At 66.5% G+C, this 19997-nt stretch carries 18 protein-coding genes; 3 read left to right on the top strand and 15 right to left on the bottom strand.

Features of this window, described 5'->3' with window-relative positions; all coding sequences use genetic code 11:
* Nucleotides 1-202: 202 nt before the first annotated feature.
* The 7 genes from ASF16_RS12590 to ASF16_RS12560 form a co-directional block, all read right to left on the bottom strand.
* Nucleotides 203-1099, bottom strand: coding sequence for a carbohydrate kinase family protein (locus ASF16_RS12590; protein WP_056167411.1), 897 nt, complete (start codon nucleotides 1097-1099; stop codon nucleotides 203-205).
* Nucleotides 1100-1150: 51 nt separating this feature from the next.
* Nucleotides 1151-2932: a zinc-ribbon and DUF3426 domain-containing protein gene (locus tag ASF16_RS25480; RefSeq protein WP_082516902.1), complete on the bottom strand. Its 1782-nt coding sequence runs from the start codon at nucleotides 2930-2932 to the stop codon at nucleotides 1151-1153.
* A gap of 53 nt (nucleotides 2933-2985) precedes the next feature.
* Nucleotides 2986-3888, bottom strand: coding sequence for a 50S ribosomal protein L11 methyltransferase (prmA, locus tag ASF16_RS12580; protein ID WP_056167408.1), 903 nt, complete (start codon nucleotides 3886-3888; stop codon nucleotides 2986-2988).
* Between the two features lie 214 nt (nucleotides 3889-4102).
* Nucleotides 4103-5452 (bottom strand): acetyl-CoA carboxylase biotin carboxylase subunit, encoded by a 1350-nt coding sequence (accC, locus tag ASF16_RS12575; protein WP_010466452.1) that lies wholly within the window; start codon nucleotides 5450-5452, stop codon nucleotides 4103-4105.
* Nucleotides 5453-5459: 7 nt separating this feature from the next.
* A complete protein-coding gene (accB, locus tag ASF16_RS12570) occupies nucleotides 5460-5912 on the bottom strand; it encodes an acetyl-CoA carboxylase biotin carboxyl carrier protein (protein WP_056167405.1) in 453 nt (150 codons plus the stop codon).
* A 148-nt stretch (nucleotides 5913-6060) separates the two neighbouring features.
* Nucleotides 6061-6642 carry a TlpA disulfide reductase family protein gene (locus tag ASF16_RS12565; RefSeq protein WP_056167402.1) on the bottom strand — a complete coding sequence of 194 codons (582 nt, stop codon included), beginning with the start codon at nucleotides 6640-6642 and terminating at the stop codon, nucleotides 6061-6063.
* Entirely contained in the window at nucleotides 6639-7238 is a 600-nt protein-coding gene (locus ASF16_RS12560) for a hypothetical protein (RefSeq protein ID WP_056167400.1), read from the bottom strand. Before ASF16_RS12560 ends, ASF16_RS12565 begins: the two co-directional genes overlap by 4 nt.
* Before the next feature lie 341 nt (nucleotides 7239-7579).
* On the opposite strand from ASF16_RS12560, the gene mpl reads away from it, so the two are divergent.
* Nucleotides 7580-9007, top strand: coding sequence for a UDP-N-acetylmuramate:L-alanyl-gamma-D-glutamyl-meso-diaminopimelate ligase (gene mpl, locus ASF16_RS12555; RefSeq protein ID WP_056167397.1), 1428 nt, complete (start codon nucleotides 7580-7582; stop codon nucleotides 9005-9007).
* Between the two features lie 144 nt (nucleotides 9008-9151).
* On the opposite strand, the gene ASF16_RS12550 is transcribed toward mpl, so the two are convergent.
* From ASF16_RS12550 to ASF16_RS12530, 5 genes are all read right to left on the bottom strand, one after another.
* Nucleotides 9152-9463 (bottom strand): hypothetical protein, encoded by a 312-nt coding sequence (locus ASF16_RS12550; protein ID WP_056167392.1) that lies wholly within the window; start codon nucleotides 9461-9463, stop codon nucleotides 9152-9154.
* Nucleotides 9464-9581: 118 nt separating this feature from the next.
* Complete coding sequence (locus tag ASF16_RS12545; protein ID WP_056167390.1) at nucleotides 9582-10703, bottom strand: 3-deoxy-7-phosphoheptulonate synthase; 1122 nt, start codon at nucleotides 10701-10703, stop codon at nucleotides 9582-9584.
* Between the two features lie 352 nt (nucleotides 10704-11055).
* Nucleotides 11056-11595, bottom strand: coding sequence for a hypothetical protein (locus ASF16_RS12540; protein WP_056167386.1), 540 nt, complete (start codon nucleotides 11593-11595; stop codon nucleotides 11056-11058).
* A gap of 211 nt (nucleotides 11596-11806) precedes the next feature.
* The gene (tldD, locus tag ASF16_RS12535; RefSeq protein ID WP_056167384.1) at nucleotides 11807-13291 is read right to left on the bottom strand and encodes a metalloprotease TldD; all 1485 of its coding nucleotides are present in this window, start codon (nucleotides 13289-13291) and stop codon (nucleotides 11807-11809) included.
* Nucleotides 13292-13382: 91 nt separating this feature from the next.
* A complete protein-coding gene (locus tag ASF16_RS12530; RefSeq protein ID WP_056167380.1) occupies nucleotides 13383-13721 on the bottom strand; it encodes a YegP family protein in 339 nt (112 codons plus the stop codon).
* A 317-nt stretch (nucleotides 13722-14038) separates the two neighbouring features.
* On the opposite strand from ASF16_RS12530, the gene ASF16_RS12525 reads away from it, so the two are divergent.
* Nucleotides 14039-14812: a hypothetical protein gene (locus ASF16_RS12525; protein ID WP_056167377.1), complete on the top strand. Its 774-nt coding sequence runs from the start codon at nucleotides 14039-14041 to the stop codon at nucleotides 14810-14812.
* A 51-nt stretch (nucleotides 14813-14863) separates the two neighbouring features.
* Here the strand turns inward: ASF16_RS12525 and ASF16_RS12520 are convergent, their stop codons facing one another.
* From ASF16_RS12520 to ASF16_RS12510, 3 genes are all read right to left on the bottom strand, one after another.
* The gene (locus ASF16_RS12520) at nucleotides 14864-15328 is read right to left on the bottom strand and encodes a hypothetical protein (protein ID WP_056167375.1); all 465 of its coding nucleotides are present in this window, start codon (nucleotides 15326-15328) and stop codon (nucleotides 14864-14866) included.
* Between the two features lie 75 nt (nucleotides 15329-15403).
* Nucleotides 15404-16591: a rod shape-determining protein RodA gene (gene rodA, locus ASF16_RS12515; protein WP_056167372.1), complete on the bottom strand. Its 1188-nt coding sequence runs from the start codon at nucleotides 16589-16591 to the stop codon at nucleotides 15404-15406.
* Nucleotides 16592-16781: 190 nt separating this feature from the next.
* On the bottom strand, nucleotides 16782-19235 hold the full coding sequence (locus tag ASF16_RS12510) for a serine/threonine protein kinase (protein WP_056167370.1): 2454 nt from the start codon (nucleotides 19233-19235) through the stop codon (nucleotides 16782-16784).
* 111 nt (nucleotides 19236-19346) lie between these two features.
* Here ASF16_RS12510 and ASF16_RS12505 point away from each other — a divergent pair, with 111 nt between their 5' ends.
* A complete protein-coding gene (locus ASF16_RS12505; RefSeq protein WP_056167367.1) occupies nucleotides 19347-19955 on the top strand; it encodes a YqiA/YcfP family alpha/beta fold hydrolase in 609 nt (202 codons plus the stop codon).
* The last annotated feature ends 42 nt before the right edge of the window (nucleotides 19956-19997 follow it).

The raw sequence follows: 19997 nt of genomic DNA, 5'->3' as shown, positions 1-19997 counted from the left end.
CTGTGCACCGGGTTTTTTTATGCCTGAACGCAGGGCGAGAAGATCGGCAACGCGCTGGGCCTAGTGCGGTCCAGAGCTTGCGCAATTAAGCATGCCCAGCCCACGCACCGCGCAAGGCCAAGCGCAGGGCCGGCCGCCGCAGCATCGATCAGCGCAGATCGATCAGCGACAGGCCACCCTGCATCACTGCTGCATCACCGCATCACTGCGGCGTGAAGTCGAGCGTGTAGTTTTGCGGGCCGCGCTGCGCGATCTTGAGCGCGCCCACACGGTTGCCCAGCTCCGCACAGCGCACAAGTGGCCAGCCCTTTTCCAGGCCGAACAGCAGCGCACCGCGCCAGGCGTCGCCACAGCCCGTGGGGTCGACCACCTGCGCCGGAGCCACCGCGGGAACATGGGTCTTGGCACCGTCGACCCACACGTCGCACCCCTCGGCACCGAGGGTCACCACCAGCCCCCGCACCTTGCGCGAGAGTGCGTCCAGAGACAGGCCCGTGCGGTCGCACAGCATCTTGCCTTCGTAGTCGTTCACCGTGACCCACGTGGCCTGCTCGACGAAGCGCGTGAGCTCCTCGCCGTTGAACATGGGCAGGCCCTGGCCGGGATCGAAGACGAACGGAATGCCCGCCGCCACGAACTGGGCCGCATGCTGCAGCATCGCGTCGCGGCCGTCGGGCGAGATGATGCCCACCTTCACCGCTGCATCCGGCTCGATGCGGTTGGCATGCGCCTGCATCATGGCGCCGGGGTGGAAGGCCGTGATCTGGTTGTTGTCACGGTCGGTCATGATCATCGCCTGCGCCGTGTAGGTGTCCTGCACCTGGCCCACATGGCGCTGGCTGATGCCCAGCGTTTCCAGGCGCTGCAGATACTCTGCGCCATCGCTGCCGAGCATGGCCATGGGCACGGGCTCGCCACCCAGCAGTTTCAGGCTGTAGGCGATGTTGCCAGCGCAACCGCCGAAGTCGCGGCGCAGCGACGGGACCAGGAAGGACACGTTCAGGATGTGCAGCTGGTCCGGCAGTATCTGCTCGGCAAACCGGCCCTCGAAGGTCATGATGGTGTCGAACGCCAGGGAACCGCAAATAAGGGCAGCCATATCGGTGATGTAGGTTGGAAAAAGAAAGGGAGAAGAGACTGCTCGGGCGGCTCAGGGGTAGAACGCCAGCAGCCGGTATCCGGCCACACGTGCCCCGCCGGTGGTCACGACCACCGACACCGCGGTCGACCACTCGCCACGGGCGGGCAACTCGGACGGCGCCCCCATGTCGGCAGGCAGCAGTACCCGCCGCAACACCGGCTGGTCTTGCGCATCGGTCAGCGTCAACTCCACCGCCGGCATCGCCAGCGCAATGCTGGCCTTGCTCTTCATGGCCAGGGTGAGCTGGTAGCTGTCGCCCCGCGCCTTGTTGAAGGAAGAGCTGTCGATGACCACATCAGCGATCTGGCGTTGTGGCGCAATGTCGCACTGCAGCGGCACACACAGCCTGGTCAGCCATGGCCGCGCCCGTGCATCCAACGCCGCAATGCGGTCGCGCTCCTGCACGGCCACCTGCAATGCCAGCGCCAGTGTGGCCAGCAGCACGACCACGACCAGCACAGCCCGCACGGCGGGCCTGCGCCAGAACGCCTTGCGGCGTGCGGCCACAACAAAGCTCACCTCTTCTTCATGCGGTTCGGCATGCGGTTCTGCGTCGTGATCATCATCGTCCGCTTCCGCCCGAGGTGCCTTGCGGGGCTTGGCCTGTAGCACCGCAGCGGGGGAATCGTCCTCCACCAACGCCAGCCCTGCGGGGCTTGGCGGCACAGGTTGCAGAGGTGGCGCATCAAACTCCACCGACGGCAAACCCTGTGCAGCGTGCTGCACCTGCACAGCTGCTGCGGACGATGACGATGGTGGGACTGCCAAGACGTCATCAGAGTGCGGCTCGGGGCTGGGCGCAAGCCGCGGTGGCGCGACGGGCGCGGGCGGCGCCGTCACAGGCCTGATGGGCAACTCGAGCGCCGGGTAACCCAGGGGCGTCAGCTCGGCAGGCACCGTCGACTCGAACGACGGCATGTCGAGCGGATCTTCGTCGTCGCGAAGATCTGCAAAGGGCAGCTCGTAGCCCGCGGGCAAGGGTACGGCAGGCACCAGGGGCACTGGTGAAATCGCCGCCTCACTGGCCCCGACAGGTGTGGATCTGGCCCCGATGACCACTGCTGCAGGGAGCGACGCCGACGCCACATCGATGCGGGCCGCTGACGGCATGGGGTCTGCCGGCACGGCAGGTGCAGGCAGAGCGTGCGCTTCGGTTGCAGACCCCGCGGCCTTCTGGGTGGCTGCGCCTTGGCGGGTGCGCCAGCCAAATGGCGTGAGAGGCTCAAGCTGAAGATCTTCGCCTTGTCGCTGGCCAGTGGTGCTACCTGCCGCCAGAAATGCCGGGACGGCCGCTTCTGGCACCGCAAGCACTTGCTCCGGCATCTCGGGGACAGCAGGAAATTCAGGTGTATCGGTTATGTCGGGTACGTCGGGCGCATCGGCGGAGGCCAGAGCAGCACCGGCATCCACACCCAAGCCTACGCCTACGACCGCATGCGCATCGTCCAAAGGATCCGCCGGGAACAACGAAAAATCCTGCGCCGCATACAACGGCGCCGCCGGCACTGTCACGGAGGGAGCGGGAGCGGTAGGCAGTGGCGCTACAGGAGCCGTGCCGGCCCACGCGCGCCCTGTGTCCGGCTTGCGCACCACCGGGGCCGGGGGCGGACGCACATCCGTCAGGGAGACATCGGGCAGCAGCGGCGGGGGCGGCGCGGGCAGCAGGTGGGCTGCCGCATCGAACACTTCTTTGCACTGGCCGCAGCGCACCCATCCTTCCGAAATGCGCAATTGGTCTGCCACCACCTTGAACGAGGTGGCGCAGGACGGGCAACGGGTGATCTGGCTCATCTGCGGGCGATTGTAGGGGCGCGGTACCGACCCACCACGGGCAAGCGGCAAGCTCAGCGCCGGGCCGTCATCAGGATCCAGCCGTCCTCGGTGTCCGACACCTCCAGCTGAACCCATGGGGCATACGCCTCCTTGAGCTCCTCACTCTGCCGCGCCAGGATGCCAGCCAGCACCAGGTGGCCACCGACGGCCACGTGCCCGCACAGCAAAGGGGCCAACACGCGCAGGGGGGTGGCCAGGATGTTCGCCAGCACCGTCTGGTACTGGCCCTTCGCCTTGTCCGGCAAGCCTGCGTGCAACACCACTTCGTTGGCGGCCGCATTCAGGGCGGTGGACTCCACGGCAGCGGGATCGATGTCGACCGCGTCGATGTCGGTAGCCCCGAATTTGGCGGCGCCGATGGCCAGGATGCCGGAGCCGCAGCCGTAGTCGAGCACACGCCCCAGCGGGTTGCCCTGGGCCGCGTCGGTGGCGCCGTGGCGCGCGATCCAGCGCAGGCACATGCGTGTGGTGGGGTGGGTGCCGGTGCCAAAGGCCAGGCCGGGGTCCAGGCGGATGCTGCGCTTGGCCTCGGCGGGCAGCTCATGCCAGGTGGGCACGATCCAGAAATCGGGCGTGATGTCCACCGGCGCGAACTGCGACTGCGTGAGCCGCACCCAGTCCTGCTCTTCGACCTTGGCGACACCCAGCACTTGGCAGCCTTCGAAGAAGTCCTGTACGGCCAACAGATCCCGCGCCTCATGGGCTCCAGTCTCGGTCTGGAAGAGTGCCACCACCCGGCTGCGCTGCCATCCGTCCTTGGGCGGGGGCATGCCGGGCTCGCCGAACAGCGCCTGCTCGGCATCGGTCTGCGCGTCGGCGTCTTCCACCGATACCGACAGCGCATCCAGCGCGTCCAGCGCGTCGCTGACCGCTTCGATACTGTCTTCCGGGCACATCAGGCTGAGCTCAAACATGGGCGACTCTCAGAAAAAATGAAATGCCGGCCCCCGTTGCCAGAGGCCAGCATGTAAACCAACCATTGCCGCGCCAGCAACAGCCCGGCACAAACCATGGCTCTTGAACAGCGCACAGAACTTGCCAGCTGGAGGTGTCCCCCTTCCCAACCTGCGCAGTAGTTCGAGAGAAGGGGAAGGCGCAACGCGACTCAGCGGGTTGTACCCCGCCTGCCTAGCGCTTGTGCTGCGACAGCCACTCTTCCAGGTAGTGGATGTTGGTGCCGCCGGCCATGAACTTGGCGTCCACCATCAGCTCGCGGTGCAGCGGCACGTTGGTGTTGATGCCTTCGATCACCGTCTCGTTCAGCGCCGTGCGCATGCGGGCCAGGGCCTGCTCGCGCGTATCGCCGTGCACGATGATCTTGCCGATCATCGAGTCGTAGTTGGGCGGCACGAAGTAGTTGGTGTACGCATGCGAATCCACCCGCACGCCCGGGCCGCCCGGCGGATGCCAGGTGGTGATGCGTCCGGGGGATGGGACGAACTTGTAGGGATCTTCCGCGTTGATCCGGCACTCGATGGCATGGCCGCGGATCTCGATCTGGCGCTGGGTGAACGGCAGCTTCTCGCCCGCGGCGACCATGATCTGCGTCTTCACGATGTCCACGCCCGTGATCCACTCGGTCACCGGGTGCTCCACCTGCACGCGCGTGTTCATCTCGATGAAGTAGAACTCGCCGTTCTCGTACAGGAACTCGAACGTGCCCGCACCGCGGTAACCGATCTTCTTGCAGGCGGCCACGCAGCGCTCGCCGATCTTTTCGATCAGCTTGCGGGGAATGCCCGGGGCCGGAGCCTCTTCGATCACCTTCTGGTGGCGGCGCTGCATGGAGCAGTCGCGCTCGCCGAGGTACACCGCGTTGCGGTGCTTGTCGGCCAGGATCTGGATCTCGATGTGGCGCGGGTTCTGGAGGAACTTCTCCATGTACACCGCAGGATTGCCGAACGCGGCACCCGCTTCGGCCTTGGTCATCTGCACGGCATTGACCAGGGCGGCTTCGGTGTGCACCACGCGCATGCCGCGGCCGCCGCCACCGCCGGCGGCCTTGATGATCACGGGGTAGCCCACGGCCTTGGCAATGCGGCGGATCTGCACCGGGTCATCGGGCAGCTCGCCTTCGGACCCCGGCACGCAGGGCACGCCGGCGCGGATCATGGCCTGCTTGGCCGAGACCTTGTCGCCCATCGTGCGAATGTTGTCCGGCGTGGGGCCGATGAACTGGAACCCGCTCTTTTCCACGCGCTCGGCAAAGTCGGCGTTCTCGGACAGGAAGCCGTAACCGGGGTGGATGGCTTCGGCGTCGGTCACCTCGGCGGCCGAGATGATGGCCGGCATGTTGAGGTAGGACAGCGGGGACGGGGCGGGGCCGATGCACACCGCTTCTTCCGCCAGCTTGACGTACTTGGCGTCGCGGTCGGCCTCGGAGTAGACCATCACCGCCTTCACGCCCAGCTCATGGCAGGCGCGCTGGATTCGCAGGGCAATTTCGCCGCGATTGGCAACAAGAATCTTCTTGAACATGAGCGCCTTATTCGATCACGAACAGCGGCTGTCCGTATTCCACGGCCTGGCCGTTTTCGCCCAGGATGCGGGTGACCGTGCCCGACTTGTCGGCCTCGATCTCGTTCAGGATCTTCATGGCCTCGATGATGCAGATGGTCTCGCCTTCCTTGACCTGGCTGCCTACTTCGACAAAGGCCTTGGCGCCCGGGCTGGACGAGCGGTAGAACGTGCCCACCATGGGGGACTTGACGATGTGGCCCGCAGGCGCTGCTGCGGCGGTCGGGGCGGGCAGCTCGCCCACAGCGGCTGCGGCAGGTGCAGGGGCGGGGGCTTGCACAGGGGCCGGCACGTATTGCTGAACGACCGCGCCACCGCTCTTGACGATGCGGACTTTGCCCTCGGCCTCAGTGATTTCGAGTTCGGACACGTTCGACTCGGACACGAGATCGATGAGGGTTTTGAGTTTTCGCAGATCCATGGAAGCTCCAACGGCTATAAAACTGAATAGGGCGCGAATTTACTCCAATTTCACCCTATCACCGTCTTCCACAGTTATTTTTCATGAACTTCTGCTGACAATTTGCAGTACCTACCCTCCCCGGCGGCATGGATATCAGCCAAAAAGTTCAGCGCAGCGCGGACCAGAGCTGCAGATCCTGCGGTGTGACTTGCCCCATTTTACGGTGCAGCACCCGCCCGTTGCTACCCAGCACCACGGTGAAGGGCAAGCCCCCCGTAAGGTTACCCAACGAACGGCCGAGCTCCGTCCCGCCCAGGCCCGCCAGCCCGACCGGAAACTCCAGCGGAATGCGTGCCAAAAACTTGCGTACCGCAGAGGGTTGATCGATCGCCAAACCCAGCACTTGCCATCCATTGGCGGCCTGTTCACGGTAAAACGCATTGAGCATGGGAAGCTCTTCCACGCACGGCGGGCACCACGTGGCCCAGAAGTTCAGCAGAAGAGGCTTGCCTGCCAAGGACTGCAAAGCCAGCGTTCCACCCTCGGGCCGCTCGAATTCCTGCGTCCACAGCGCCTGCTCGGCGCCGCTGTCGATGGCGTGCGGCTGGAACTTCCACCAGGCCAGGCCCGCGCCACCGAGTGCTGCAGCGCCCGCCACGCCCGCATACAACATGCGCCGGCGCGCGGGCGACGGGAGGTGTGCCGCGGCTGCCGGCAAAGGGGAATCTGGCGATTGCGGTGCGTTCATGGAGCGGCATTTTCCTGCAGAAGCCGGCGCACCGCAGCGATGTCGCCACGCGGCACACGGCCTTTGGAGTCGGGCCGCAGCGCGCCGCGCATGTCGTCCAGGTCGTAGACCATGAGGTGCACCCCGATCATTTCGTTGAGCTCAGGCGACTTGCTGCCCAGGCTCAGGGCCTCCACGGACTCGCCATGAAACCCGGTCACCGTGCGCGGCTCGTAGTCCACATGGTGGTCGATGAGCGCTATTTCTGCAGATTTCGAGTCATCGCAGAACAATTGAATGTAGATATCCGACAGCCGCGTGGCCGTGCCGTGCCAGACGGCCCCGGCCAGGTGCGGGCGAAACGTCGCCATGCGCTCCATCCACACCAGCGCCAGCTGCCGCAGCGCCAACAACTCGCGCGGCTGGGTGTCGGCGCAAAAGAGGTCGATGTACTCGCGCACTGCCGCCTCGACGAGGTCGTTATCCGGCAGCGGCGTCCGGGCGGGCAAGCCCATCTGGCGCAGCGCCCGGCGCTTGGCCGGCCCCCACTCCAGGCCTTCTTCCACCACCAGCCGGGCCGTGGTGTGTGCGATTTCTTCGCTCAGAGGTGTGTGCATGGCAGGCAAGGATGGAAGAAGGACACCACTGCATTGTGGCTCCAAGTGCCGCCCGGGGTGAGGGTTGACCCTTGGACGTGGCGGGATGGGGCGCATTCCCGGCAGATGCTCCTATTTTTATAGCTTTCAGCGCAATACACATGAGCGGCAGGGGCAATTTTCACTTCACATATGCACCCTGCGCAGCGTCGGGTCAACGCCCATGCCATCCCGGCGCCATTGCCGCCCGCCTCTGCACTGGCCCGACGCCTGCGCCTGCTGCAGCCAGGTCGCGCCCACCACATGCCCATGCACGCCGCCACTGCCAGGGCACCCTGGGCACGCTCTTAGAATCTGCGCCCATGCATATACACATACTGGGCATCTGCGGCACGTTCATGGGCGGCCTTGCTGCGCTGGCGCGCGAGGCGGGCCACAAGGTCACCGGCTGCGACGCAGGCGTCTACCCGCCCATGAGCGACCAGCTCCGCGCGCTGGGCATCGACCTCATCGAAGGGTTCGGCGCCGACCAGTTGGCCCTGAAGCCGGACATGTTCGTGGTAGGCAATGTGGTCAGCCGTGCCCGCTTGCCGGACGGAACGGCGAAATTTCCGCTGATGGAAGCCATCCTGGAGGCCGGCCTGCCCTACACCAGCGGGCCGCAGTGGCTGGCCGAGCACGTGCTGCAGGGTCGGCACGTGCTGGCTGTGGCCGGCACGCATGGCAAGACCACCACCACGTCGATGCTGGCGTGGATTCTGGACAGCGCAGGCCAGCAGCCCGGGTTCCTGATCGGCGGCGTGCCGCTCAACTTCGGCCTGTCGGCCCGTCTGGGCGCTGCCCGGCGCCCTGCCCCGGGCAACGCGGCGCTGGGCGAGGCCCCGCTCTTCGTCATCGAGGCGGACGAGTACGACACCGCCTTTTTCGACAAGCGCAGCAAGTTCGTGCACTACCGCCCCCGCACCGCGGTGCTGAACAACCTGGAGTTCGACCACGCGGACATCTTTGACGACCTGCCCGCGATCGAGCGGCAGTTCCACCACCTCGTGCGCACCGTGCCGCCGTCGGGCCGCGTGGTGGTCAACGGGCTGGAAGAAAGCCTGGTGCGTGTGCTGCACAAGGGCTGCTGGAGCGAGGTGAGCAGCTTCGGCGAGGCGGTGAGCGATTTCTCCGCCGACGGAGCGCCCCATGCGTTCGACGTCTTGCACCGGGGCCAGAAGGTCGCGCGCGTGGAGTGGGGCCTGACCGGCGTGCACAACCAGCTCAACGCGCTGGCCGCCATCGCCGCGGCGCACCATGTGGGCGTGGGCCCGCAGCAGGCGGCGCTGGCGCTGGGCGCGTTCCAGAACGTCAAGCGGCGCATGGAGCTGCGCGGCACCGTGCGCGGCATCGCGGTGTATGACGACTTCGCGCACCACCCGACGGCCATCCGCACCACGCTGGACGGTCTGCGCCGCAGCATCGGCGGCACCGATGCCCGCATCCTGGCGGTGTTCGAGCCGCGCAGCAACACCATGAAGCTGGGCGCCATGAAGGCGCAGCTACCGTGGTCTCTGGAGCCGGCCGATCTGGCGTTCTGCCACACCGCAGGGCTGGACTGGGACGCTGCACAAGCCCTGGCGCCGCTGGGCGTGGGCCCAGGGCAGCGCGCCCAGACGGCCGCAGACATCGACACCCTGGTGCAGCAGGTTGCCGAAGCCGCAAGGCCGGGCGATCACATCGTGTGCATGAGCAACGGGGGGTTCGGCGGTATCCACGCCAAGCTGTTGCAGGCGCTACAAAATAAATAGCTGCTAGCGCTTGTTGGACGAGCGGTAGAGCGGTTTTTACTGCTAAATCCTCGCCTCAACACACTCCAGGCGTGCGATGCGTTGACCACACACCGGCCGCCTTGCAGATCAAGGCACACCCCGCCGCGGGGTGGCAGCCCGGCATCAGAACGTCACGGCCATCGCGGGCACGTCCACGCGCACCACCGGCTTGGCCAGCGCAGCGGTAGCTGCCCGCGCAAAGTCCTGCAGCCAGGCCGGGTCGGCCAGCAGCTTCTCGCCTGCGGCGCGCGCCACGGTCAGCACCTTGTCGGCCAGCAGCACCTTGCCGCTCGCGCGCAGTGGCTCGCAATCGAGCACGGTGAACTGCTCATCCAGCCAGCGCCGGCCGGCCTCGTGGCCCATGGGCTCGGCGTTCTTCAAATCGATGCGGAATTCCTGGTTGCCGGCCAGACGGACGGAGACTTCGCTGTGCATGGTGGGTTGCCTTTCTTCTGAAACCGGGGCCGTGGGGGGCTAGTGCCCGTGCACCGGCCCCACGGCCATCAGTTTAGGGCCACGGCCCGCGGCCTGCCCCTTGCCCTTGCAGCTTCGATCAACGCGCGCGGCGCGCAACCACAGCGTTCGACAGTTCGGCCAGCGATTGCAGGGAATCATCCCAGCCCAGGCAGGCGTCGGTGATGCTCAGCCCGTAGGTCAGTGCTGCCGCATCGTCCTTGCCGGGCGTGAACTTCTGCGCGCCGGCCGTGAGGTGGCTTTCGATCATCAGTCCGAAAACGCTGCGCGAGCCGCCCGCGATCTGGCCGGCCACGTCGCGCGCAACGTCCATCTGCTTTTGGTGCTGCTTGCTGCTGTTGGCATGGCTGCAGTCCACCATCAGGGTGGCGGGCAGCTTGGCGGCCTCCAAATCCTTGCAGGCGGCGGCCACACTCTCGGCGTCGTAGTTGGGGGCCTTGCCGCCGCGCAGGATGACGTGGCAGTCCTTGTTGCCGTTGGTGTTGACGATGGCGACCTGGCCGTTCTTGTGCACCGACAGGAAGTGGTGGCCGCGGCTTGCAGACTGGATGGCATCGGTGGCGATGCGGATGTTGCCGTCCGTGCCGTTTTTGAAGCCGATGGGCGCAGACAGGCCCGATGCCAGTTCGCGGTGCACCTGGCTTTCTGTGGTGCGCGCGCCGATGGCGCCCCAGCTGATCAAATCGCCGATGTACTGGGGCGAGATCACGTCCAGGAACTCGCTGCCCGCCGGCATGCCCAGGCGGTTGATGTCGATCAGCAACTGGCGCGCGATGCGCAGGCCTTCGTCGATGCGGTAGGTTTCATCCAGGTAGGGGTCGTTGATCAGGCCCTTCCAGCCCACCGTGGTGCGGGGCTTCTCGAAGTACACGCGCATCACGATCTCCAGCGTGTCCTTGTACTGCTCGCGCGCCACCTTCAGGCGGCGGGCGTATTCGAGCGCGGCGGCCGGGTCGTGGATGGAGCAGGGGCCGATGATGACCAGCAGGCGGTCGTCCTCGCCGGCCATGATGTTGTGGATGTTCTTGCGGGTCTGGGTGATCAGCGATTCCACCGGCGTGCCGCTGATGGGGAAAAAGCGGATCAGGTGCTCTGGAGGAGGCAACACGGTGATGTCCTTGATACGTTCGTCGTCGGTCTGGCTGGTTTTCTCGACGCTGCGGTACCAGGCATCGCTGGTGGGGGTGTTGGAGACCGTCATGGTGCTGCTTCCTCGTGGAGTCGTTGGTTGGGTGAAGAAAGGGAAAAACAGGGGGCTGGAAAAACAAAAACCGCCGGGCTTTGCAGCGTCGGCGGTTGGTATGGGGAGGTTGTGTGTGCTTGCGCGTTAGCCTCTCATCCGCCGGGGACTGAGATAAAAAACCAAAAATAAAACGCGCTGCGAACTTGCATGGAAGGCAATGTAGCACAGGAGCGCGGCAGTGCAGCAAGCGGTGTGCGTTGCAGCCGCACAACAGGGCGGTGCGCCAGAGCCCGCGCCAGAGGGCGCGCGGCACACGTTTTCAGCGCGGCTTCAGCGGGTTGGTGGGGAGTGCCTGCAAGGGCAGGCCTGTTCAGCGCCGCCACCGGCGAAACCACTCCCGCACGCGCTGCAGCGCAGGCACTTTGTCCCGCCGCTCGACATCGGACAAATCGCTGGGCGGATCGCTGTGGTGCTCGTACATGTCGATCAGCAGCAGCGCCTCCCCCAGCGTGCGCCAGGCCAGCAGCTCGAAATGGTCGAACCCCGCACGTTCCTTGGCGCTGCGGCGCTCCAGCATCTGCTGCCAGTGGGCGATGGCATTGCGCAGCTCGCGCAGGGCCCGCTGGTAGGCGCCGAACTCGTACAAGGCATGCCAGGCCGACCCCAGGCCGGTCAGGAACAGCTGGTGTTCGCGCGCGCACTGCGCCAGGCTCACCACGCGCTGCATGATGGCTGACGTGTCGCTGCTGGTGCGCCGGGTGCGCACGGCCTCGTCGATCTGGCTCGACAGTGCGCCCAGGCTGTCGCGCAGCTGGCGGGACTCCTCATCGGCCACCCCCTCGCGCAGAAAGCGGCTGATGTCGCCAAACGACTGAAGGGTCAACTGCTGGCTCGGGAGCGTGGCGGGCATGGCGACATTTTGCGCTGCTCCAAGGAGGGCCCGCGCAATTTATGCATCCCGTACCCACCAATGGTGGCGCTTGCAACACCGCAGCGTTGTGCTGCCGATTGGTTGCGCTCAGTTTTGATTGGTTCTGATCCGTTCTACTCAGTTCCGATCAGCCGACAGCCTGGGCCGTGCTGAATGGCACAGCCCGGGAACCCAGGTCAGGCCTCAGGCCTCAGGCCGTGCCGCCCACCGTCAGTCCTTCCAGGCGCAGCGTGGGCTGGCCCACCCCCACCGGGACGCTCTGGCCTTCCTTGCCGCAGGTGCCCACGCCGCTGTCCAGGCGCATGTCGTTGCCAATCATGGTGACCTTCTTGAGCGACTCCGGGCCGCTGCCGACGATGGTGGCGCCCTTCACGGGGTACAGGATCTTGCCGTTCTCGACCCAGTAGGCTTCGCTGGCAGAGAACACAAACTTGCCCGAGGTGATGTCCACTTGGCCGCCACCGAAGTTGGTGGCGTACAGGCCCTTCTTGATGCTGGCAACGATCTCGGCGGGGTCCTTGTCGCCACCCAGCATGTAGGTATTGGTCATGCGCGGCATGGGAATGTGCGCATAGCTCTCGCGGCGGCCGTTGCCGGTGGGCGCCACGCCCATCAGGCGGGCGTTGAGCGAATCCTGGATGTAGCCCTTGAGGATACCGTCTTCGATCAGCACGTTGCGCTGGCTGGCGTTGCCTTCGTCGTCCACGTTGAGCGAACCGCGGCGGTCGGCGATGGTGCCGTCGTCCAGCACAGTGACGCCCTTGGCCGCCACGCGCTGGCCCACGCGGCCGCTGAACGCGCTCGAGCCCTTGCGGTTGAAGTCGCCCTCCAGCCCATGGCCGATAGCCTCGTGCAGCAGGATGCCGGGCCAGCCGGGGCCGAGCACCACGGTCATCTCGCCAGCGGGCGCGGGGCGGGATTCCAGATTCACCAGCGCCGCGTTGACGGCCTCGTCCACGTACTGGTTCATCTGCGCGTCGTCGAAGTACGCCAGGCCGAAGCGGCCGCCACCGCCGGCAGAGCCCACCTCGCGGCGGCCGTTCTGCTCGGCGATCACCGTCACCGACAGCCGCACCAGCGGGCGCACATCGGCCGCCAGCGTGCCATCAGCGCGGGCCACCAGCACCACGTCGTATTCGCTGGCCAGGCCCGCCATGACCTGTGCCACGCGCGGGTCCTTGGCGCGGGCGCGCTGCTCCAGCCGCTCCAGCAGCGCCACCTTGGCGGTGCTGTCGAGCGAGGCGATCGGGTCCACGCCCGGATACAGGCTGCGGCCTGCCGCTACCTTTTTAGGAGCTACCCGTGCTTTACCAGAGCGCGATGCAGCCGAAATCGACCGCACGGTGCGCGCGGCATCCAGCAGCGACGCCTCGGAAATGTCGTCCGAGTACGCAAACGCGGTCTTCTCACCGCTGACGGCCCGCACGCCCACACCCTGGTCGATGCTGAACGAGCCGGTCTTGACGATGCCCTCCTCCAGGCTCCAGCCTTCGCTGCGCGTGTACTGGAAGTACAGGTCCGCATCGTCCACCTGGTGGGTGCGGATCTCGGCCAGGGCACGGGCGAGGTGGCTTTCATCGAGACCGAACGGCGTCAGCAGCAGTTCGCGGGCAACATCGATGCGCTGGCTGGTCGCCGCGCGCTGGGGGGCGGCAGTGGAGGTGCGGAGAGTCATCAGGGCATTTTAGGCGCGCCGCCCCGCACTGCACGGCACCGCTGCACAAGCCCCTGCGCGGACCCGGCAAGACGCCTGCGCAAAACTGCCGTCAGGCGGCCGTCTGGTCGTCCACACCCGCCTCGGGCGCATGGGCCTGCACGGACTCGATGCCCGCATCCCGTGCCTTGGCCCCGGCGTACATCTGGCTTTGACCGATGACCTGTCCGTTGCCGGCCTTGAGGGTGAAATAAGGCGATCCGTCCTTGGCGCTCAGGCGCCCGAACCGGCCGCCCTGCGGCGCGTGCTTGCGCACGGACTCGATGCCGTTGAGCGCACTGGCACGGGACTCGTACATCTCGCTGGTCAGGATGACCTGGCCGTTGGTGGCCAGCAGGTTGAACACAAATTTGTCGTTCTTCGACTTCTTCAGCTCGAACTTCGCCGCCATGGGGATGCCCTCCGGTTGCACAGGCCAAGAAATGCGGGGACCGCCAGCCGCGTTGTACCCGCTTGCCGCAGCACATGCAACGCCGGGGCAGAGACCCCTGGTCGGGTCGGGATGTACTGCAAGGCAGCCAGACGCACGCGCGCATCCCGCACTGCGCGGGCTCCCCCATGGCCCGCAGCCGCTGCGCCTTGCCGCCAACCCTTGCGCGACGACTGCCGGTTGCCAGGAGCCAAAACCAGCCCTCCCGAACCATCGAACTGTGAGAGAAAATTCTCGCCCCGACAGGATTTCCTTTCTCCCCCACAGCACCCCTACCGATGCGCCACCTTCCAGCCTTTGCCCTCCCCCTGATGGCAGCCTTTGCCGCCTTCAGCCCTGTCCTGCATGCCCGCGAAGACGTTGATCTGAAAGTGACGGGCGTCACCTTCATCGAAGCCCCGCCGGGCCGTGACAAGAACCTCACGGCGTTTGGCGCGTCCCCATCGCAAGAAAAGGTGGAGGTCCACGCCGTCGCCACGAGCCGCTCACTCCAGTTTGTCGAAACGTCGGGCGGCTTCCCCGACAAGGGCGATGTGACGGTCACCGCAGTCTTCGCCGACAAGAGCAGCCAGGCGTTCGGCAATGCCGAGATGAGCGGGTTCGCCAAGTTCTCTGCGGATGGCCGCACGCGCAGCTTCAATCTGGTCATCAACCGCTTGCCCGACAAACCGGTGAGCGGCCTGATCTTCGAGGGCACCCTGCCCTTGAGCGTGGCCAACGGCACCAGCAAGGCCGCCCAGGCGCTGGACCCCCAACGCCCTGGTCCGCTCAAGCTGGGCAGCGTCGACATCCTGCAGTTCAAGATCGACGGCACCAGCGTGCACTTCCAGGGCAACGACACGCTCCTGCGGATCAAGACACTGTCTCTCAAGCTGCCGTCCGGACAGATGATCAAGGCCGAGCGCGGCGGCTGGCAGCGCACGAACGCGGACTACAGCCAGACATGGAAGTTCGATGCACCGCCGGCCAAGGGCGAACTGCAGGCGGAGCTGTACGACGGCATGAAGACCGTGCGGCAACCGGTGCGCTTCGTGGTGGGTCGCCCCTGGTGAACTAAACCGCGCCGGGCGATTGCAGTGCCACCTAGTCATACGGGTGGCGCCTTATACGCGGGTGCGGATGGGCAGGGCTTTGTCGCCGGAACGGGTGTTGTGCGAGGCCAAGGCGCCAAGACTGAAGCACGTCGCGATGCCAAGGGCCGCGCAGAGCGAGCCAAGAGCCACCCAGGAGAAGGCATTGAAGATGAGCACACTGGCTTGCCAACACACCAACGCCATCAGGAGCGTTGCACACACTCTCAGCTTGTGCGCGGGGGCGAGCACCACGGCAGCGCACAGGAGCAGCGTCGACACTGCAGCGTAGCTCAGCGACCAGATGGAAATGGATACGGGTGGAAAGGCACAGATTCCAGGCGATGAGCGCCACCAGCCCTCCGGGCAGACCAGCCGCCCCCAGCGCGTGAGCTGATACAAAATCACCGTCTTGCCGACAGTGGCAATGCCGAAGCACACGACGGCCAAGGCCAGCCAACGAATCGCAGCCCTGGCGCTGAACGGAATTTTTTGCATTGCACAGTCTAGCCGCGGGGCTACTGGGCTTGGCCTGCTAATGGGTGAACGTGGCTCACCTGCCACTGCGGAGACCTAACCAGACGCCCCCAGCAGCGCAGGCCGCGCATCCTTCGGGTCCTGCCGCTGCGCCCGCGCCACCGACATCAGGATGCCCAGGGCCATGCCCAGGGTCACCATGGCGGTGCCGCCGTAGCTGATGAAAGGCAGCGGCACGCCCACCACGGGCAGGATACCGCTGACCATGCCCATGTTCACGAACGCATAGGTGAAGAAGATCATCGACACCGCGCCCGCCATCAGACGCCCGAAGAGGCTGGTGGCGCCCACCGCGATGGCCAGGCCGCGCCAGACCAGCAGCAGGAAGCACACGGTCAGGAACAGGTTGCCTGCCAGGCCAAACTCCTCGGAAAACGCCGCGAAGATGAAGTCGGTGGTGCGCTCGGGGATGAACTCCAGGTGCGTCTGCGTGCCGGCCATGAAGCCTTTGCCCCACACCCCGCCCGAGCCGATGGCGATCATGCCCTGGATGATGTGAAAGCCCTTGCCCAACGGGTCGCGCGTGGGGTCGAGCAGCGTGCACACGCGCTGCTGCTGGTAGTCGTGCAGCACCACCCAGCGCACGCCGTCGGCGCACAGCTGGTCGCCCAGCAGCACCAGGGTGAAGATGCCCACCCCGGCAATGAGCACCGGCGGCAGCACCAGCTTCCACGACAGCCCGGCAAAAAAGATCACCGACAGCCCGGCGGCCAGCACCAGCAGCGATGTGCCCAGGTCGGGCTGCTTCATGATGAGCCCCACCGGGATGAGCAGCAGCAGCCCTGCCGCCGCAAAGTCGAGCGGGCGCAGGGTACCCTCGCGTTTTTGAAACCACCAGGCCAGCATCAGCGGCATGGCGATCTTCAAAATCTCGCTGGGCTGGATGACGATGCCCACATTCACCCAGCGCTGGGCCCCCTTCTTGGTGATGCCGAACAGCGCCACCGCCACCAAGAGCGCCACCCCGGCGGCATACAGCGGCACCGCAAACACCATGAGCTTTTGCGGCGGCACCTGGGCCACCATGAACAGGATGGCGCCCGCGATCAGCATGTTGCGGCCATGGTCCATGAAGCGCGTGCCATGGTCATAGCCCGATGAGTACATGGCCACCAGCCCCGCACCGGCCAGCAGCATCACCACCAGCAGCAGCGGCAGGTCGAACCCACGGAACAGGGGCATGAAACGCTGCGCGAGCGTGGGTTTGTCAAAAACGGCGGACATCCTCCGATTATCGGCGACCCCCAATGGCCGCAGCAGCCCGAGCGGCCCTAACGGCATTCAGAACGGACAACAAAACACAGCGAAACGGTTCTGACCAGCCGCCGCGTCGCAGGCAGTACAAGCAGTGCAAGTAGTACGACCAGACGCGGCAACGACGCCCGAAGCGTTTTGCCAGCCGCTCCAAGCCCCCTCAACCCGCCTGCCTAAAGGCCATCACAGCCTGGTTGCGCAGGGTGCGCAGCAGGCCCAGGGCCTTGTCGTCCACCACGATGCCGCCGGGCGTGGACTGGTCGGCATAGATGAGCGCAAAGGTCTGCCCTTTGATCTGCAGGGGCAGCAGCAGGAACGAGGGGGCGTCGAGCCCGCTGCGGTACCAGGCCGGCAGCCGGGCCTGCATGCGGGGCTCGGTGGCATCGTTGATGAGCGTGTCCGCGCCCCGCAGGCACACCGCCGCGAACAGGTCGCCGGGCACCTTGAGCGGGACTTTCAGCGCGCGCACAGCCGCCTCGCTGCCCTCGCCCAGCCCGAAGCGGCCGGTCAGCATGTCGGTGCGCGCCTCGCGCAGGCAAAACACCATGCGGCGAAACCCGAGCGCCCGGAACATGGTCTCCAGGATCATGCGCAGCACGTCGTTCAGCTGAAAGCTCTCCACCATGGCATTGGTAATGTCCTGGATGCCGGCGGCCAGCACCTCGTTGATCTGAGCCACCGACACCGCACTGCGGGCCTGCGACTCCAGCACTGCGGGCAGCGGCTGGGTTTCGCTCTCGCGCAGCTCGTGGGTCTTGAGCGCATCGTCCTGCACCGCCGCCCCACCCGCCGCGGCCCCCGCGGCCACGGGCAGCTTGAGCAGCCGCGCGGCCGGCGTGCCCGGGTCCACTCGCAGGTCCAGCGCCTCGGCCAGCGCCACCAGCTTGTGGCGGGCGCGCACGGTGGCTTCGGCGATGTCCTGGGCCGACAGCGCCAGCGTGCGCGAATACCGCGCGCCGACCTGGCCCAGGTGCGCATTCGCCTGGCCCGGCTCGGTCAAGAGCAGTGTGGTGGCGACCTCATTGGCTGCCAGGGCCACCCAGCGCAGGCGCTCCACGCCCTGCTCGGGCGCGCGCTGCATGGGCGAGCCCAGCGGTTTGCGCATGCAGCGCTGCAGGCTGTCGGGCAGCGCCCAGACGCGGGCCACGCCCACGCCCAGGTCTTCCAGCCCCAGGCCGAGCACCTGCAAAGCTGCGGACTCTTCGCCGCCTTCGATGCGGCCGGAGGCCACCATGCTGCGGATCTGGCGCGCTTCTTCGGGAAAGTAGAACTCGCACAGCATGCGGCCCAGGTTCTGGAACATCGCGCCGATGAACGCCTCTTCCGCGGCCTGACCGGGCTCGCAGAGCTCGGCGGCCACCGAGCCGGCCATCATCGCGCGCAGGAACTCCTCGCGCATCTGGCTGGCATGGGCCTTGTCCTGCATGTGGTCCAGCAGTACCAGGCTGAGCGCCATGTTGCGCACGGCGTTGAAGCCCACCAGGCTCACCGCCCGCGACACGGTGCTGATGGTGCCGCGCGCGGCGTGGGCGTAGTGCACGCTGTTGACCAGGCGCAGCAGCTTGTTGGTCAGCGCCACGTCCTTCAGGATTTCGTGCGTGAGGTCGCTGATGCTGTCGTCCTCCGAATTGGCCACGCGCTGGATGCGGGCCACCGAGTCGGACAGCGCCGGGAAGTCGCTCTTGTGGCGCATGCGCCGCAGTAGAAAGTCGAGCGTGGCGTTGCTTGCGGCGCTGGACGCGCTGGCTGGCGCCGCCCAGGTGCGGAGCGCATCCCGAAAATCCGCCGCCGAGCCATAGCGCTCGCCGGGCTGGCGTGCCATGGCGCGCTGCAGGATGGCCCGCAGGCCGTCGTCCACGCCCGGGCCCAGATCCTGCGGCAGCTGCAGGGTTTCGTTGGCGATGCGGTACAGCGCCTGCCAGGTGTCCTTCTGGTGGATCAACGGCTGGCCGGTGAGCATCTCCACCAGCACCAGCGCCGCGGAATACACGTCCATGGCGGGCGCTGGCGCCGCGCCAGCCGCCGCCTCGGGCGACAGGTAGGCGGGCGTGCCGCTGGCCAGTTGCGCATCCTGCTCGGCCTGGACCGGGGCGGCCATGCCAAAGTCCATCACCCGCGCGTGTCGCTGGGTGTCGATCATGATGTTGGACGGTTTCAGGTCGCGGTGCACGATGCCCGCCTGGTGCGCGGCCTGCAGGCCATCGAGCACGTCCACCATCAGCGCCACCGCGTCGTGCGGCGTGCAGCGGCCTTGCTGCGCCAGATGCTCGGCCAGGGTCTTGCCCGGCACGTACTCGAACACGATGAAAGGCTGGCGGCCCTGCACGTCGGCCTCGAACACCGGCACGATGAAGGGGTGGGCCAAGCGCCCCACATGCCGCGCCTCGCGCAGCCACTGCTCCAGCACCGAAGCGTCCTCTTCCTGCACCGGGCGCATGAGCTTGATGGCCACTTCGCGCTGCAGGCGCGGGTCCAGCGCCAGCCAGACGGTCGCCTGGGCGCCGCGGCCGAGCATCTTCTTGAGCTCGAACCGACCCACCGACGCAGGCGGCTTCTCGTTGTTGGATCCCAGGGCCCAGCGTTTGGCAGTGGAAAGCGGGGCAAAATCAGTCATGGTGGGAATCAATGCAGCGGGCCCTTCGACACGGCGCCCATGCCGTGCATCTTATGCCCCGCCTGTCCATTTTTGGAGCAGTGATTCCCCTGCCCTGTCGTTTTCCGCGCCATGACCACCCTCCATCCCACCACCCACCCCACCACCCACCTTCTGTACCTGCACGGCTTTCGCTCGTCGCCCCAGTCTGCCAAGGCCCGCCAGATGGCAGCGCATGTGGCGCAGCACCATCCGGGCGTCACCTGGTGGTGCCCGCAACTGCCGCCCTCGCCCCGCGAGGCGATGGCACTGGTGGCCCAGGGCATTGCCCAGTGGCCCGGCGCGGCGATGGGCGTGGTCGGCTCGTCGCTGGGTGGCTTTTACGCCAGCTGGGTGGCGCACCACAAGGGGTGCCCGAGCGTGATGCTCAACCCTGCCGTGCACCCTGCGCGCGACCTGACCCGCTACATCGGCGAGCAGACCAGCTGGCACGACCCGGCAGAGAGTTTTTATTTCCGGCCCGAATACATCGACGAGCTCAAGGCGCTGGACACGTCCGGCCAGGCCCCGGCCAGCCGCGAGCTGGCCATCATCGCCAAGGGGGACGAGGTGCTGGATTGGCGCGAGATGGTGGCGCGCTATCCCCACGCGCGATTGCTGCTGCAGGAGGGCGGCGAGCATGCGCTGGTGAATTTCGAGGAGTACCTGCCAGCCGTGGTGGACTTTTTGGCGCTGGCCTGACCGTCAGCAGGTCACAGCAAGCCCATCGCCCGGCTCGCCCGG

This window comes from Acidovorax sp. Leaf78, assembly GCF_001422735.1.
GTDB lineage: Bacteria > Pseudomonadota > Gammaproteobacteria > Burkholderiales > Burkholderiaceae_C > Acidovorax.
This window is presented reverse-complemented; position numbering and strand designations above follow the sequence as displayed.

Bases quoted from the DNA above. Each gene is read 5' to 3' on its own strand.
- ASF16_RS12590 (WP_056167411.1), bottom strand. From the start codon at position 1,099: ATGGCTGCCCTTATTTGCGGTTCCCTGGCGTTCGACACCATCATGACC.
- ASF16_RS25480 (WP_082516902.1), bottom strand. From the start codon at position 2,932: ATGAGCCAGATCACCCGTTGCCCGTCCTGCGCCACCTCGTTCAAGGTG.
- prmA (WP_056167408.1), bottom strand. From the start codon at position 3,888: ATGTTTGAGCTCAGCCTGATGTGCCCGGAAGACAGTATCGAAGCGGTC.
- accC (WP_010466452.1), bottom strand. From the start codon at position 5,452: ATGTTCAAGAAGATTCTTGTTGCCAATCGCGGCGAAATTGCCCTGCGA.
- accB (WP_056167405.1), bottom strand. From the start codon at position 5,912: ATGGATCTGCGAAAACTCAAAACCCTCATCGATCTCGTGTCCGAGTCG.
- ASF16_RS12565 (WP_056167402.1), bottom strand. From the start codon at position 6,642: ATGAACGCACCGCAATCGCCAGATTCCCCTTTGCCGGCAGCCGCGGCA.
- ASF16_RS12560 (WP_056167400.1), bottom strand. From the start codon at position 7,238: ATGCACACACCTCTGAGCGAAGAAATCGCACACACCACGGCCCGGCTG.
- mpl (WP_056167397.1), top strand. From the start codon at position 7,580: ATGCATATACACATACTGGGCATCTGCGGCACGTTCATGGGCGGCCTT.
- ASF16_RS12550 (WP_056167392.1), bottom strand. From the start codon at position 9,463: ATGCACAGCGAAGTCTCCGTCCGTCTGGCCGGCAACCAGGAATTCCGC.
- ASF16_RS12545 (WP_056167390.1), bottom strand. From the start codon at position 10,703: ATGACGGTCTCCAACACCCCCACCAGCGATGCCTGGTACCGCAGCGTC.
- ASF16_RS12540 (WP_056167386.1), bottom strand. From the start codon at position 11,595: ATGCCCGCCACGCTCCCGAGCCAGCAGTTGACCCTTCAGTCGTTTGGC.
- tldD (WP_056167384.1), bottom strand. From the start codon at position 13,291: ATGACTCTCCGCACCTCCACTGCCGCCCCCCAGCGCGCGGCGACCAGC.
- ASF16_RS12530 (WP_056167380.1), bottom strand. From the start codon at position 13,721: ATGGCGGCGAAGTTCGAGCTGAAGAAGTCGAAGAACGACAAATTTGTG.
- ASF16_RS12525 (WP_056167377.1), top strand. From the start codon at position 14,039: ATGCGCCACCTTCCAGCCTTTGCCCTCCCCCTGATGGCAGCCTTTGCC.
- ASF16_RS12520 (WP_056167375.1), bottom strand. From the start codon at position 15,328: ATGCAAAAAATTCCGTTCAGCGCCAGGGCTGCGATTCGTTGGCTGGCC.
- rodA (WP_056167372.1), bottom strand. From the start codon at position 16,591: ATGTCCGCCGTTTTTGACAAACCCACGCTCGCGCAGCGTTTCATGCCC.
- ASF16_RS12510 (WP_056167370.1), bottom strand. From the start codon at position 19,235: ATGACTGATTTTGCCCCGCTTTCCACTGCCAAACGCTGGGCCCTGGGA.
- ASF16_RS12505 (WP_056167367.1), top strand. From the start codon at position 19,347: ATGACCACCCTCCATCCCACCACCCACCCCACCACCCACCTTCTGTAC.